14 protein-coding genes are annotated in these 14,939 nt (G+C 68.7%); 5 read left to right on the top strand and 9 right to left on the bottom strand.

Annotated elements, in window-relative coordinates; genetic code table 11:
* Positions 1-30 precede the first annotated feature (30 nt).
* Positions 31-906, bottom strand: coding sequence for a universal stress protein (locus tag EV651_RS37005; RefSeq protein ID WP_166658915.1), 876 nt, complete (start codon positions 904-906; stop codon positions 31-33).
* 17 nt (positions 907-923) lie between these two features.
* Positions 924-1,892: a nitroreductase gene (locus tag EV651_RS37000; RefSeq protein WP_133790101.1), complete on the bottom strand. Its 969-nt coding sequence runs from the start codon at positions 1,890-1,892 to the stop codon at positions 924-926.
* 197 nt (positions 1,893-2,089) lie between these two features.
* Here EV651_RS37000 and EV651_RS36995 point away from each other — a divergent pair, with 197 nt between their 5' ends.
* From EV651_RS36995 to EV651_RS36980, 4 genes are read left to right on the top strand one after another with little or no spacing between them, the layout of a single operon-like run.
* Positions 2,090-2,644, top strand: a complete 555-nt coding sequence (locus EV651_RS36995; protein WP_133790099.1) for a hypothetical protein — start codon at positions 2,090-2,092, stop codon at positions 2,642-2,644.
* Positions 2,645-2,649: 5 nt separating this feature from the next.
* Complete coding sequence (locus tag EV651_RS36990) at positions 2,650-3,561, top strand: universal stress protein (RefSeq protein WP_133790097.1); 912 nt, start codon at positions 2,650-2,652, stop codon at positions 3,559-3,561.
* A gap of 27 nt (positions 3,562-3,588) precedes the next feature.
* Positions 3,589-4,137, top strand: coding sequence for a hypothetical protein (locus EV651_RS36985; RefSeq protein WP_202870684.1), 549 nt, complete (start codon positions 3,589-3,591; stop codon positions 4,135-4,137).
* Between the two features lie 9 nt (positions 4,138-4,146).
* Complete coding sequence (locus EV651_RS36980; protein ID WP_133790095.1) at positions 4,147-4,389, top strand: SHOCT domain-containing protein; 243 nt, start codon at positions 4,147-4,149, stop codon at positions 4,387-4,389.
* Positions 4,390-4,450: 61 nt separating this feature from the next.
* Here the strand turns inward: EV651_RS36980 and EV651_RS36975 are convergent, their stop codons facing one another.
* Positions 4,451-5,089 (bottom strand): pyridoxamine 5'-phosphate oxidase family protein, encoded by a 639-nt coding sequence (locus EV651_RS36975; RefSeq protein WP_133790093.1) that lies wholly within the window; start codon positions 5,087-5,089, stop codon positions 4,451-4,453.
* Between the two features lie 263 nt (positions 5,090-5,352).
* Between EV651_RS36975 and EV651_RS36970 the strand changes: the two genes are divergently transcribed.
* Positions 5,353-6,003, top strand: coding sequence for a response regulator transcription factor (locus EV651_RS36970; protein WP_133790091.1), 651 nt, complete (start codon positions 5,353-5,355; stop codon positions 6,001-6,003).
* Here the strand turns inward: EV651_RS36970 and EV651_RS36965 are convergent.
* Genes EV651_RS36965 through EV651_RS36940 form a run of 6 tightly spaced genes read right to left on the bottom strand, consistent with a single transcriptional unit; the run spans position 6,000 to position 14,872 of the window.
* Positions 6,000-6,806: a universal stress protein gene (locus EV651_RS36965; protein ID WP_133790089.1), complete on the bottom strand. Its 807-nt coding sequence runs from the start codon at positions 6,804-6,806 to the stop codon at positions 6,000-6,002. The genes EV651_RS36970 and EV651_RS36965 overlap by 4 nt on opposite strands.
* Positions 6,803-9,157 carry a phosphoketolase gene (locus tag EV651_RS36960; protein WP_238157440.1) on the bottom strand — a complete coding sequence of 785 codons (2,355 nt, stop codon included), beginning with the start codon at positions 9,155-9,157 and terminating at the stop codon, positions 6,803-6,805. Before EV651_RS36960 ends, EV651_RS36965 begins: the two co-directional genes overlap by 4 nt.
* A complete protein-coding gene (gene cydC / locus EV651_RS42765) occupies positions 9,061-10,845 on the bottom strand; it encodes a thiol reductant ABC exporter subunit CydC (protein ID WP_133790085.1) in 1,785 nt (594 codons plus the stop codon). The genes EV651_RS36960 and cydC overlap by 97 nt, the downstream gene beginning before the upstream one ends.
* On the bottom strand, positions 10,842-12,458 hold the full coding sequence (gene cydD / locus EV651_RS36950) for a thiol reductant ABC exporter subunit CydD (protein ID WP_133790083.1): 1,617 nt from the start codon (positions 12,456-12,458) through the stop codon (positions 10,842-10,844). The genes cydC and cydD overlap by 4 nt, the downstream gene beginning before the upstream one ends.
* On the bottom strand, positions 12,458-13,465 hold the full coding sequence (gene cydB / locus EV651_RS36945) for a cytochrome d ubiquinol oxidase subunit II (RefSeq protein ID WP_133790081.1): 1,008 nt from the start codon (positions 13,463-13,465) through the stop codon (positions 12,458-12,460). Before cydB ends, cydD begins: the two co-directional genes overlap by 1 nt.
* 9 nt (positions 13,466-13,474) lie before the next feature.
* On the bottom strand, positions 13,475-14,872 hold the full coding sequence (locus tag EV651_RS36940; protein WP_133790080.1) for a cytochrome ubiquinol oxidase subunit I: 1,398 nt from the start codon (positions 14,870-14,872) through the stop codon (positions 13,475-13,477).
* Positions 14,873-14,939: the final 67 nt, after the last annotated feature.

Below are 14,939 nucleotides of genomic sequence, written 5' to 3'. Positions count from 1 at the left end.
AGATGTCGTGGACCGCGGCTCTTTTCGCGCTCAGTGGACGATGGCGATCGGACAATGCGTGTGGTGCAGGGCGCTCTGGCCGACGGATCCGAGGAGGAGGCCGGTGAAGCCGCCGCGGCCGCGGGAGCCGACGACCAGGAGGTCGGCGGACTCGGAGCGCCGTACCAAGGCCTGTGCCGCGGAGCCCATGGACAGCTCGGTCGACCACTCCACGTCAGGGTGCTCGGCCGCCGCGCCGGCTACCGACTCGGCGACCAGCAGCCGGGACTCGTCGCGGACCTTCTCCTCGTCGAACTGCAGCATCGACGCGCCGTCGGCGTACGTGAGGAACGGGCTGGTCCACGCATGCACGGCGACGACCTTGGCGTGCATCGACTCGGCCTGGTCGAAGGCGAAGTCGATGGCCTTCGCCGAGACCTTGGAACCGTCGACGCCGACGACCACGGTGGGTCCTTCGTGCGCCCGCCCCCGCAGGTCGTGCGGGACGACGACGACCGGGCACTCCGCGTGCGTGGTCACCTGCGTCGCGACCGAGCCGACCAGCAGGCCGCTCCAGCCGCCGAGCCCGCGCGATCCGAGGACCAGGAGCCGGGCGTCCTGCGCGGCCTCGAGCAAGGCCCCCGGAGCGGGACCGCCCACGAGGCTGGTCTCGACCCGCAGGCCGGGGTACTGCGTGCGGATGTCGTCGGCCAACTGGTCGAGGCCTGTCTGACGGGCTGTTCGGACCGCGTCCAGCGGAACGATGTGGCCCGGAGATGGGCGGGTGACGACGACGAGCTCGAAAGCCTCGACGATGCGAAGCGGTGCCATGGCGCGGTGAGCGGCGACGGCGGCCCATTGCAGTGCGGACCTGCTGCCTTGCGAGCCGTCGTACCCGATCACGATCGGAGCGGACTGTGTCGACATGATGTGGCCTCCTGTGTTCAGAACCATTGGTCGAAGGAACTGCGCCAGTCCAGGCGCGAGGTGTGACTCGCCGACTGGGCCGGATAGCCGGCCCGGAGAACGATCTGCGGCCAGGACCGGCCGCCGATCAGCTCCCGCACACCGGCGCGGTCAGCTGGGCGTTCGAGGACTTGATTGAGGAACGACGCCGTCAGGTCGTACGACGTGGCGACCAGTAGCACACGCTCGAGCGCGACACCTGCACCGACCCAGGCCGCACTGTCCTCGTCCTGGGTGCTCAGGACGGCGATCGCTGGATGAGCCTCGTAGCCGACGCGGTCGCGGTGGCTGCTGTCCAGACCGAGCGAGAGGTCGCGTACGAAGGCTGCGCGCGTAGGCAGCGGCCCGAGAGTCTCCTCCGGAATTCCGTCGCGCGACCGGTCTCCGCCGACCCAGCGCAGCCGCTCGTGCAGGCGGTCTTCGTCGGCGAGATCCGCGGCGTCGACCCGGCGTTGTAGTTCGGCGAGCCGCGACCTGGCCGTCGAGCCGAGCCAGTGCAACTGCGCGCCCTCGCGGCGTGCAGCGTCGTCCAGGTGGACTTGCACCGGTCGCGGGATCGGGACGTCGAGCAGCGGCCCACGGTAGGTGTGCCGCTCGGACACGTCGGCGTACAGCTTGCCGAGCTCCGGGACGGGCGTCGTGCGGTCGTCGAGGAACAGCCGGGCCACGACCTCGGGACGTGCGGGATCCGGATCGATCGCAAGACGCGACTTGTGGCCGAGGACAGCGGCGGCCACGCGGAGGTTGAACGCTGCCGCGCCGATCGCGACGCGTGCGGCCCGCCCGGACGGATCCGCGATGGGCAGCGAACGCTCCTCGTCGGCCAGTACGTCGATGACCGGCCCGTGCACCTCGAAGCGCCAGGGCTGTGTGTTGTACATCGACGGTGCGTGTGCGGCGGCCGTGAGCAGGATCTCCACCTCGTCGTCAGTCAGTACAGCGTTCATGATGCAGCCCTCTCTACCGGCGGACGCTCCGCCTGATTCCAGCGTCTGCGTGTTGCCGGCCGACGGACAGCGGCAGACGACCCGGGTCAGGAGGGCCGTTCGACTCCTGACACCGAGGTGACAACGGCTCTGCCGGATCTGGTGGCGAAATCGGACGATCGAGGTGTCAGAAGTTCAAGGGAAAGGGTTGACACATCATGACCACCACGTCGCACCGGCGCGATCTGCAGACTCCTGCGACGGAGCCTGTTCGCCATCCGATCATCACTACTGCGGCCGGTCGTGCGCTGGCTGTACTGCGGGTTGTTGTCGGGCTGTCGTTCTTGTGGGCGTTCGTCGACAAGGTCTTCGGTCTCGGCTACGCGACCCCGTCCGGTAAGGGCTGGATCGACGGCGGTGACCCGACGGCCGGGTTCCTCGGCAAGGGAACCAGCGGCCCGCTGGCAGACTTCTACCAGTCCCTGGTCGGTGACTGGTGGGTATCGCCGCTGTTCATGATCGGCCTGGCCGGCATCGGTCTGGCGCTGACCCTGGGCATCGGGATGCGGATCGCGGCCGTCAGTGGCACGTTGCTGTATCTGCTGATGTGGTCGGCGAACCTTCCGCCGGAGAACAACCCGGTGCTGGATGATCACATCGTCGGCGCTGTCACGGTTGTCGTCCTTGCGCTGGTTGCGGCGGGCAACGTGTGGGGCTTCGGCAAGTGGTGGAGCGGTCTGGACATCGTCCGCAAGTACCCGTGGCTGCGGTGAGCTCGATGACTGACTGGAACCGCACCGGGCCCGTTGTGGTCGAAGTGGACGGGACTGCGGAGAACCTTCGGGTTGTGGATTATGCGTCCGCTGAGGCATTGCGGACGGGCGCGGAGTTGGTGCTCGTCGCGCCGTACTCCGCGCACGGGTCGTACACGCCGATGATGCCGGAGTACGCGCCGAAGTCGCCGGCCGAGCTGGCGGACGCCGCTCTGCGATCCGCGGTGGCGCACGTGCGGCACCGCGACGGGTACGCCACCGAACTGGTCGCGGTCGCCGAGGAGGGCTCGCGGATGCGGGTGCTGGCTCATGCGGCGCGGTCGGCGCGGATGCTGGTGGTCGAGCGGTCGCGGAGCCGTGGCCCGCAGCGGCTGGTGCATACGCAGACGAATCTGCGGCTGGCGGCGCGGGCCGGTTGCCCGATGGTCGTCGTGCCGCTGTCGTGGCGGCCGTCGTTGCTCGACCGGAAGGTTGCTGTCGGCATCGACGGTACGGCGTTGTCCGCGGAGGCACTGGAGTTCGCGTTCGGGATCGCGGCAGGGCGTGAGGGTGATCTGATCGTCGTGCACGCGGGTCTGCCGGCCGAGCGTCCGTTCGTGGACGAGGACCCGGAGTGCTCGTGGATCAGCCGGGCCGACTACATCTTGTCGGAGACGCTCGCCCCGTGGACCAGCCGGTTCCCGGAAGTGAAGGTCACACGGTTCCTGAGCAGCCGGCCACCGTCCGCGGCGCTGGTGCACGAGAGCGTCGACGTCGGCCTGGTGGTTATCGGGTCGCACAGCGGTCCGTTGGCGATCGATCCGGTCGCGCGGCGCTCGGTGGCGGCGATGACGTGCCCGGTCGCGATCGTGCCACATCACGTGACGGAGGTCGAACACGCGGTGACGCGTGCGCGGGCCGTCGTTCCGAGTCCTTGATTGTCATTTGATTACAGAGGTGAGGTCATGTCCGAGAGTGTGCGTGCGCTGATCGTGTACGAGTCGATGTTCGGCAACACCGAGCGGATCGCGCGGGCGGTCCGGGACGGGGTGCGGCAGTACCTTCCGGCCGAGACGGTGCCGGTGAACCAGGCGCCGGACGTGGTGCCCGACGACGTCCGGCTGCTGGTGGTCGGGGGACCGACCCACGCCTTCTCGATGAGCCGGCTGTCGACGCGGCAGGAGGCCTGGAAACAAGGCGGCCTGGTCACGCCGGTCGAGGTCGGCATCCGCGACTGGCTGGCCGCGCTGAAAGCGCCGGCCGGAAGTCAGGCGAAGACGCTGCGCGTGACCACCTTCGACACCCGGATCGCCAGCGTACGGCGGCTGCCGGGATCGGCGGCGCGGTCGGCGGCGAAGCTGCTGCGCCGGATGGGCTACCAGATGCTCTCCACGTCCGAGAGCTTCTTCGTGAACGACACCACTGGACCCATCCGCGACGTGGAGATCGAGCGGGCGGAGCGCTGGGGGGCCGAACTCGGCCGCCTGCTGACCGGATCCGCGAAAGTCGCGTGAGGAGGAGTCATGATGCACTCGATGGCTGGCGCGGCCTTCTGGTCCGTGCTCGTACTGGCGCTGTGGGTCCTGGCGATCGGTGGCGCGGGCTGGGCCGCCGTGCGGATGATCCACCAGCCTCGGCGGCAACCGCCGCCGCACCTCCCGTCGCCCTTGGACATCCTCGAACGTCGCTTCGCAGCAGGCGAAATCACCCACGGAGAATTCGACGAGGCCCGGGCCCGTCTCCGCGAACACGAGCTGGACGTCTGACACCCCTCACGTCGAGAACCCACCAACCGAAACGGTTGGTGGGTTCTCAACGTGAGGCGGGTTACCAGGAGCGGATGCGGCGGCCGGTGGTGCGGTGGGGGTCGATGACCATGTAGGTGTCGCGGGTGCCGCCGGCCCAGGGTTCGACGCGGTCGTGGACGGATGCGATCTCGGTGTCGACGGCCGGGCGGACCGTGCCGTTGACCATGACGCTCCAGCCGTCGTGCATAGCCTCGTCGAAGGCGTCCAGCTCGAACACGATCGGCTCCAGGTCGTACTGCGCGACCGCGCTGTCGGCGGCGGTGCGGAACACGATCAGCTCGCCGAGCGTGCAGTAGTTCACCGGGATCACGACCAGCCCGTCGACACCGTGGTACGCGATCCGCCCGACGCTGCCGGCCTCGATCAACCGGCGGCACTCTTCCTTGCGCATCGGGTCGAGGGCGGGGGCAACGGGTGTCCGCCGGTCCGGTTTCGGCCGGTCGCTGGTGAGATCTGTGACGGTGAGGTCGAGAGCGTGCGCCAGCCGGGCGAGTTCGGCGCCGGTGAGCGCGAACGGGCGGGTCTCGATGTGGTCGATGCGGCCTGTGTCGAGCCCGGTACGAATGGCGACCTCCGCGAGGGTCAGTCCCAGGGACTGCCGGCGGTGCCGGATCCGGGTGCCGAGGTCGCTGTGGCGGCCGTTCGTCTGTGCGTCCATCGGAATGTGCCTTTCCTGTCGGGCTGTCAGTTCCAGACAATCAGCCGGACGGCGGCGCGGGCAGGGTCCGAGGTCACGGACGACCGGGCCGGACGGCAGGTGGCGCAGGCAGGTCGCGCAGGCAGGGTCGGCTGCGGAAGTTCCGCCGAAGGTCCCGGACAAGCCGGGACCCTGGTCCCTGGCGAGTAGCGTGGGTACCGGGGGATGCTGGGGCGGGCCCCGGGACCGGTGGGCCGCGGCGAGAGTGGCTGAAGGAGTTCGTGATGGCGATCAAGGTGTTCCTGCTCGACGACCACGAGGTGGTGCGGCTGGGGCTGCATCAGTTGCTCGACGCGGAGCCCGACATCGAGGTAGTCGGGGATGCGTCGACGGCAGCCGAGGCGATTGCCCGGATTCCCGCCGTACGTCCCGATGTCGCTGTCCTGGATGTGCGGCTTCCAGACGGTGACGGGATCAGCGTGTGCCGGGAGGTCCGGTCGCAGATGGACGAGCCGCCGGCGTGTCTGATGCTGACGTCGTTCTCCGACGACGAGGCGTTGTTCACCGCGATCATGGCCGGCGCGTCCGGGTACCTGCTGAAGCAGATTCACGGGCAGGCGTTGATCGACGCCGTACGTCGTCTTGCGGCGGGGGAGTCGCTGCTGGACCCGAGCATGACCGCCAAGGTGCTGGACCGTCTGCGGCACCCGGTCGACGCCGAGGACCCGCGGTACGCGTCGTTGACGGAGCAGGAACGCCGGATTCTCGCCGAGATCGCCGAGGGCAAGACGAACCGCCAGATCGCGCAGGCGTTGTTCCTGGCCGAGAAGACCGTCAAGAACTACGTGTCCTCGCTGCTGCGCAAACTCAACCTGGAGCGCCGCACCGAGGCGGCGGTGTTCGCGGTCGAGCACGAGCGCAAGCAGCGCGGCTAACGTTCGACCACTGCGTGGGGGATGACGGCGACCGGGCAGGGTGCCTGGTGGAGCATGGTCTGGCTGACCGATCCGAGGAGCAGGCCGGCAAAACCGCCGTGGCCGCGTGAGCCGACGACCAGGAGTTGCGCGTCGGCGGACCACTCGAGCAGCAGCTCCGACGGATGCCCGGTCACTTCGACGATCTCGGCCTCGTGAGCGTGCGGGCGGATCGCGGCGAGCAGGCCGTGATCATCGTCGTCCTCGTCGCTCAGGACCGTGACGATCCTTGCCGCGAGCTCGTGACGACGGGCGTAGTCCAGGCCGAACTCGACGGCGGCGTCGGCCGGCGGCGAGCCGTCGTACCCGATCACGACCCGGCTGCCGACGAGTGCGTCGTCACCCGGCCGTACGACGACCACTGGGCAGTGCGCGTGGGCGGACAGGTCGATGCCGGCCGAGCTGACCACCAGCCCGAGCAGTCGTCCCGTGACCCGGCTTCCGAGGACGATCAGGTCGGCCGTCCGCGACTCCGCGAGGAGCACGGCCGACGGGAAGCCGTCGACCCGGCTCCCCGTCACCGGCAGGCCGGGCTCGAACTTCCGCGCCAGCGCGACCGCCTCCGCGACGATCTGATCGGCCTGGGCACGGAGGCCCGGCGCCATGTCGCTCGGCCCGAGCGGAACCCGGAACTCCGCCCACACGAACGCGTGCACCAGATCCAGCCCGACTCCGCGCGCGGCGGCCTCGGCCGCGCCCCAGCGGATCGCGTTCTCGCAATCGGGTCGACCATCGATGCCTACGACAACTCTTTGTCCGGTCATGCCGTCCTCCTGTGCCAGCGCCAGTTCCGGATCTCGGGCAGGTCCTCGCCGTGCTCGAGGATGTACTCGTGGTGTCGCGCCCGCTGATCGACCAGCCACTGCCGTATGTCGGCCGCACGCTGCCCGAGCCCGGGCACGCGGTCGATCACATCGAGCGCGAGATGGAACCGGTCGAGGTCGTTGCGCACCACCATGTCGAACGGCGTCGTGGTGGTGCCCTCCTCCTTGTACCCGCGGACGTGCAGGTTGTCGTGGTTCGTCCGCCGATAGGTCAGCCGGTGGATCAGCCACGGGTAACCGTGGTACGCGAAGATGATGGGCTTGTCCGTCGTGAACAACGCGTCGAAGTCGGCGTCGGGCATGCCGTGCGGATGCTCGGCGGCCGGCTGCAGGCGCATCAGGTCGACCACGTTGACGACCCGGATCTTCAACGAGGGCAGGTGCTCGTGCAGCAGGCTCACCGCGGCGAGAGTCTCCAGCGTCGGTACGTCGCCCGCGCACGCCATCACCACATCGGGCTCGCCCTCGTCGTTGCTCGCGAACTCCCACACGCCGGCACCTCGTGCGCAGTGCAGCGCCGCGGCTTCCGGACCGAGCCAGTCGGCCTGCGGTTGTTTCCCTGCGACGATGACGTTGATGTAGTCCTTGCTGCGCAGGCAGTGGTCCGCGGTCGCCAACAGGGTGTTGGTGTCCGGCGGCAGGTAGACCCGGATGACTTCGGCCTTCTTGTTCACCACATGGTCGATGAAGCCGGGATCCTGGTGTGAGAACCCATTGTGGTCCTGCCGCCAGACGTGCGAGGTGAGCAGGTAGTTCAGCGACGAGACCGGTCGGCGCCAGCGCAGGCCTCGCGTGACCTTGAGCCACTTCGCGTGCTGGTTGACCATCGAGTCGACGATGTGCACGAACGCCTCGTAGCACGAGAACCAGCCGTGCCGCCCAGTGAGCAGATAGCCCTCCAGCCAGCCTTGGCAGGTGTGTTCACTGAGGATCTCCATCACCCGGCCGTCGACCGCGAGGTGTTCGTCGGTCGGGAGCACCTCGGCGTTCCAGGCCTTACCAGTCACGTCGTACAGGGCGTCCAGCCGGTTGGAGGCGGTCTCGTCCGGCCCGAAGACGCGGAAGTTGCGGTACGGCAGGCTCGCCCGCATGACGTCGCGCAGGTAGTCGCCGAGGACGCGGGTCGGCTCGTGCTCGGACGCACCAGGACTTTCGACGGGTACGGCGTACTCCGCGACGGCGGGTAGATCGAGGTCACGGCGGAGCAGGCCGCCGTTGCTGTGCGGACTCGAACCCATCCGGCGCTCGGACGTGGGAACCTGCCGCAGCAGTCGCTCCACCGGCCGGCCCTCGGCGTCGAACAGCTCCTCCGGTCGATAGCTCCGCAGCCAGTCCTCGAGCATCTGCAGGTGCTCCGGGGACGTACGGACGCCGGCCAGCGGCACCTGGTGCGAACGCCACGTGCCTTCCACCGGTACGCCGTCGACTTCGCGCGGCCCGGTCCAGCCTTTCGGCGTACGCAGCACGATCATCGGCCAGGGCCGGCGAGGCGCGCCCGGATGCGCTCGTGCCTCGGTCTGGATCGCAGTGATGTCGTCGAGGACCTGATCGAGCGTCAGGGCGAGGGCCTGGTGAACGTGCTCGGGTTCGTTGCCTTCGACAAGGTACGGGCGGTAGCCATAACCTTCGAGCAGCCGCGTCAGCTCGTCGTCACCGATCCGGGCGAGGACGGCCGGGTTGGCGATCTTGTACCCGTTGAGGTGCAGGATCGGCAGTACAGCGCCGTCCGTCGCCGGGTCGAGGAACTTGTTCGAGTGCCACGAAGCCGCCAGCGGACCGGTTTCGGCCTCGCCGTCGCCGATCACACAGGCAACGACCAGGTCCGGGTTGTCGAGTACGGCGCCGTACGCGTGGCTGAGCGAGTAGCCGAGCTCGCCGCCTTCGTGGATCGAACCAGGCAGTTCCGGCGCCACATGGCTCGGGATGCCACCGGGGAACGAGAACTGGCGGAACAGCCTGGCCATGCCGGCCCCATCCCGGGAGACGTCTGGATACGTGTCGCTGTAACTGCCCTCTAGCCAGGTGTTGGCGGCGATGGCCGGCCCGCCGTGACCGGGGCCGATGACGTACATCATGGACAGGTCGCGGCTCCTGATCACCCGGTTGAGGTGGGCGTAGAGGATGTTGAGACCAGGCGTCGTACCCCAGTGGCCGAGGAGTCGCGGCTTGATGTGCTCGGCCTGCAGCGGCTCGGTCAGGAGCGCGTTTCCGAGTAGATAGATCTGGCCGACGGCCAGGTAGTTGGAGGCTCGCCAGTACGCGTCGAGATCAGCGACTTCCTCGTCGGACAGGGGCTTTCCGGTGAGCTCGTGCATGAGTTCTCCTTCGAGAGGTCGACGATGTCGTCGACGGATGCGAGATCGCGGTGGCGGTGCGTGATGAGAAGCGTGGTGCGCCCCTCGGTGGCGTGGGTGATGTCGTGGATCAGTTCGTCGGCGGTCGGGTCGTCGAGGTGGGCGGTGGGCTCGTCGAGGACGAGTACGGCGGGATCCGCCAGCAACGCTCGCGCCAGTACCAGACGCTGACGTTCGCCGCCGGAGATGCGCGCGCCGCGTTCTCCGACTGTGGTGGCGAGCCCGTCGGGTTGCCGTCGTACCCAGACGCCGAGGCGGACCCGGTCGAGTGCGTCGAGCAGTTCCTCGTCGGTGGCGCTCGGCTTGCCGATCATGAGGTTCTCGCGGACGGTGGCGTCGAAGACGTGGTCGTCCTGCCCGCACAGCACGACCTGCCGACGATACGACGACTCGTCGAACGCGGCCAGGTCGGTTCCGGCGAGCGTGATCCGCCCGGTCTCCGGTGCGAGGAACCCCATCAGGGTTGCGGCCAGCGTGCTCTTTCCGGAGCCGCTCGGTCCGATCAGTCCGACCCGGCGCCCGGGACGGAGGTCCAGGTCGAAGTCGGTAAGCGCCGGTGCGGTCGCGCCGGGCCAGCCGACGGTGAGCCGTCGTACGGACAGTGCGCCCGCCCGTGCGGGGCGACCGTGCTCCGACGAAGCGGCGAGCGGCCGGTTGCCCCAGGCAACTGACGGGTGTGGGAGGTCGGTCAACGCACGGAGTCGGTCGGCGGCCTGCCAGCCGCGTATCAGATGCCGCGCCGCTGCAGGCAGCGGTGTAACGAGCTCGAACGCCGCCAGCGGTGTGAGGACCAGTACGGCGAGCACAACGCCTGCGAGCCGCCCGTCGCGGACCGCGGGGACACCGACCAGGATCTCGCCCGTCACGGTACACGCGAGTGCGGCGTTCGCGATCGCCGCGCCGACTCCGGTGGACGACGCCGAGCGCTGCAGGATCCCGGTCAGCCGGGCGTCATGCTGCCGGATCCGTTGCAGCCGCTGGTCGATCGCGCCGTACGCGGTCAGGTCTGCCAGGCCGGTGAGCAGTTCGTGTACGTCGGTGGCGAGAGTGGACCTGACTGGCGCGAATCGGCGTTCGGCCCGGGCGGACAGCAGCAGCGAGGCTGCTGGAGCGCCGATTCCCGCGACAGCCAGCCCGATCAGCAGGACGGCCCCGGCAGCGGGCAGGAGCGCGGTCAACAGCGCGACGGTGGCGATGCCGGTGAGCAGGCTGACCGCGATCGGGAGCAGGGCGCGGACGAGCAGGTCCTGGATGGCGTCGACATCACGGGTGACCCGGGTGAGGAGATCGCCGGCGCGGGTTCCGCCGAGGCCGGCGGGTGCGGCTCGATCGAGCTCGATCCAGGCCTGGACGCGGGTGCGGCCGAGGACCCGGAACGCGGCATCGTGACCGACGAGCCGTTCGGCGTACCGAAGAACGCCGCGCCCGATACCGAAGGCGCGGACCGCGACGATCGCGACGGTCAGATACAGCACCGGCGGATGCTCCGCGGCTCGCGAGATCAGCCACGCAGAGGTTGCCATCAGCCCGATCGAGCAGCTCATCGCCAGTACGCCGAGCACCGCGGCGGCGGTCAGGCGTTTGAGTTCTGGTCTGATGAGTCCTGCCAGCCAACGCATCGTCATGCCTTCATCGCCGTACGGTCGAGGTGGACGATGTGGTCGCAGAGGTCGAGCAGGGCCGGGCGGTGGGTGACGAGGACGACGGTGCGGCCCGCGAAGGCGGCTGGGAGCGACTCGAGCAGGGCCCGCTCGGTGTCGGGGTCGACACTTTCGGTCGGTTCGTCGAGGAGCAGCAGGGGAGCGTCGCGGAGGATCGCCCGGGCGAGCGCGATCCGGCGCCGCTGGCCGGCCGAGACTCCGTCGCCCCGTTCACCGAGCACAAGGTCGAGCGGTACGTCGACCCGCGCGGTGCCAGCCGCCCGCCGTACGGCGAGTTCGTCGGCGCGGGTGCCGAGGCTGATGTTGTCCGCCACCGTCCCGGCGAACAGGACCGGGGCCTGGCCCATCCAGGCGACGTCACGCCGCCAGCGCTCCAGATCGGCCTTGGCGAGGTCGACCCCGCCGGCAAGGACCTGACCGCGGTCGGGGCTGATCGTGCCGAGCAGCAACCCGAGCAGTGTGGACTTCCCGCAGCCACTGGGACCGACAACTCCGGTGACCCGCCCAGGTGGGATGACTACTGAGACATCGTCGAGGGGGCGCGCTTCCCGACTCCGTACGGTGACGTCTCGTAGGACAATCTCGCCGATGGGGTCGGCGACCTGGTTGCCCTTCGCCGGCGTGTCCTGCTCGATGACCTCGAACAGCTCGTCGGCTGCGGCGAGGCCCTCGGCGCTGGCGTGGTAATGCGTGCCGAGCAGACGCAGTGGCAGGTATGCCTCCGGCGCCAGGATCAGGACCAGCAGCGCGGTCTTCAGATCGAGGCGGCCCTCGACCAGCCGGAGGCCTACGGACACGGCGACGAGCGCGACCGACAGCGTGGCGACCAGTTCGAGGACGAGCGACGAGAGGAAGGCGATCCGCAGCGTGGCGAGCGTCGTACGCCGTTGGCGGTCAGCGAGCCGCCGGATTGTCTCGACCTGCGCGCGGGAACGGCCGAACACCTTGAGCGTTCCGATCCCCGCGAGTACATCCAGGAAGTGATGGGCCAGAGCCTGCAAGGTCGCCCATTGACGTGCGGTAGCTGCCTTGGTCGTGAGCCCGACGAGAACCATGAAGATCGGAATCAGCGGCAGGGTGACGACGACGATCACGGCACTGAGCCAGTCCGCGGTGAGCATCCGGGCGGCCACCACGAGGGGTACGACGCCGACCAGAACGAGCTGCGGCAGGTACTTGGAGAAGTAGTCGTCGAGGGCGTCGATCCCGCGGGTCGCCAACGTCGTGAGCTCGCCGCTGCGCTCACCGGTCAGCCAGCGCGGGCCCAGGGCAACGATCTTGTCCAGGAACCGCATCCGCAGCTCGGACTTGACCGCGGCGGAGCACCGCTGCGCGACGATCTCGGCAACCCAGAAGAGCGCCGCCCGTCCGATCAACGTGGTTGCTAGCGCTGCTAGCGGACCGCGGAGCCGGGTCAGATCGAGTCCGCCGAGGAAGGCGTCGGCGATGAGCCCCGCGAGCAGCCAGGCCTGGAGCAGGATGAGCACGGCCTGCGCGGTGCCGATCACGGCCGACAGCACCAGAAAGGTCCTGGTGCTGCGGGTGTGGCGGAGCAGTCGCCGGTCGACGGCCGGCATCAGGCCACCTTGACCTGACTGATGTCGTCCCGCGTGAGCCGCTTGCGGAAGACCCAGTAGGTGTAGGTCTGATAAGCCAGCACGATCGGTGTGAAGATCACCGCGACCCAGGTCATGATCTTGAGCGTGTACGGCGTCGATGCCGCATTCGTCGTGGTGAGGCTGAAGGCCGCGTCGGTCGTCGAGGGCAGCACGTTCGGGTACAGCGTGACGAACAGCGTCGCCGCGGCGAGCACGATCGTGGCCGCCGTACCGAGGAATCCGAGACCGTCGCGGCCGGCCCGTGAGGCGAGGATCCCGCCGACCAGGCACACCACCGCTAGCAGTGCTAGCACCCAGGTGAGCCACGAGCCGTCGTACGCCTGGGTCCAGATCAGGAACGCGGCCGCCAACGGGACGGTTGTGGCACCCAGCGGCAGGACGAGCGCGCGGGCACGGTCGCGAACCGCGCCGTGCGTCTTCAGCGCGAGGAAGATCGCTCCGTGCAGTGCGAAGAGGACCAGCGTGGTCAGACCGCCGAGCAGGGCGTACGGGTTCAGGAGGGTGAAGAAGTTGCCGGTGAAGTCGTGGTTGGCGTCCAGCGGTACGCCGCGGACGATGTTGGCCAGTGCGACGCCCCAGAGGAGAGCCGGTACGGCGCTGCCGATGACGATCGCGAGGTCCCAGCGCCGGTGCCAGGCCGCGTCCTGCAGCTTGTTGCGGTACTCCAGGGCGAGACCGCGCACGATCAGGGCGACCAGGATCACCAGCAGTGCCAGGTAGAAGCCGGAGAACAGGCTGGCGTACCAGAACGGGAACGCTGCGAACGTCGCACCGCCGGCGACCAGGAGCCAGACCTCGTTGCCGTCCCAGACCGGCCCGATGGTGCGGAGCGTGACCTGGCGGTCGACGGCGTCCTTGGCGACCGCGGGCAGCAGCATGCCGACGCCGAAGTCGAAACCTTCGAGGACGAGGTAGCCGGTCCACAGGACCGCGATCAGCAGGAACCAGATGTCGGTGAGTTCCATCGAGACTCCTCAGTACAAGAAGGCGGCGTCGGGCACATCGGTGTCCGGCGCGGCTGGGTCGGGTTCGGCCGGCACGGTCCGGGCGAACCGGAGCAGCAGGAGTACCTCGATCACGGCGAGTACGCCGTACAGCACTGTGAAGGTGATCATCGAGGCGAGGACCGATCCGGCGCCGACGGTCGGCGAGACGCCGTCCCGGGTCTGCATCAGGCCGAAGACGATCCAGGGCTGCCGGCCCATCTCGGTGAAGATCCAGCCGAAGCTGTTCGCGGCGAGCGGCAGTAGCGGCAGCGCGATCGCGGCTCGGACGAGCCACTTCGACGGGGATGGATCCCGCCGGCGGATGTACCACAGCGCCAGCAGCGCTATCAGGGCCGAGAGGGCGCCGAACAGGATCATCAGCCGGAACGTCCAGTAGGTGACCGGGATGTTCGGCTTGTAGCTGCCCGGTCCGAAGCGCTGTTCGTAGGCCTGCTGGAGGTCGTTGATGCCTTGGACCTTGCCGTTCCACGTACCGGTGGCCAGGAACGACAGGCCGTGCGGCACGGTCACCGACCACACCTCGCGCTGGCCGTCGAGCGACCCGATCGTGAGCAGTGAGAAGCCGGCCGGTTCCGAGGTCTCGTAGAGGGCTTCGGCCGCGGCCATCTTCATCGGCTGCGTCTCGGTCATGATCTTGCCCTGGATGTCGCCGGTCACGAAGACCGCGACGGCGGCGACGAGGACAGTGATCGCGCCGAGCTTGACCGAGGGACGGAACAACTCGGTCCGTCCCTTGCCTCCGCGCAGCAGGTGCCACAGGGCGATACCGAGCATGAAGGCGCCGCCGGTCAGGAAGCAGGCGGCGATCGTGTGCGGGAAGGTCGCCAATGCGACCTTGTTGGTCAGGACCGCGCCGAAGTCGTGCAGCTCTGCCCGTCCGCTCGCCTGGTTGTAGGTGTAGCCGACCGGCCACTGCATCCAGGAGTTCGCGGCCAGGATGAAGTACGCCGACAGCTGGGTGCCGATGGCAACCAGCCAGATCGAGGCCAGGTGCACCTTCTTCGGGAGCCGGTCCCAGCCGAAGATCCACAGTCCGAGGAAGGTGGACTCGAGGAAGAAGGCGAGCAGGCCCTCGATCGCCAGCGGAGCGCCGAAGATGTCGCCGACGAACTTCGAGTAGTCGCTCCAGTTCATCCCGAACTGGAACTCCTGGACGATGCCGGTGACGACACCGATCGCGAAGTTGATCAGGAACAGCTTGCCCCAGAACTGGGTGAGCTGCCGATACTTCTGCTTCCCGGTCCGGTACCAGGCCGTGTGCAGGCCGGCGACGAGCGCCGACAGGCCGATGGTGATCGGCACGAACAAGAAGTGGTACACGGTGGTGATCCCGAACTGCCACCGTGCAAGGTCGATCGCATCCATGGTCCTCAGCGTCGCGGTTGCCGCCGCTGACGTCCTAGGGGCAAAGGTCCCGATGGCCCGGGACCCA

It is taken from the genome of Kribbella sp. VKM Ac-2571 (assembly GCF_004362255.1).
Classification (GTDB): Bacteria; Actinomycetota; Actinomycetes; order Propionibacteriales; family Kribbellaceae; genus Kribbella; species Kribbella pratensis.
This window is presented reverse-complemented; position numbering and strand designations above follow the sequence as displayed.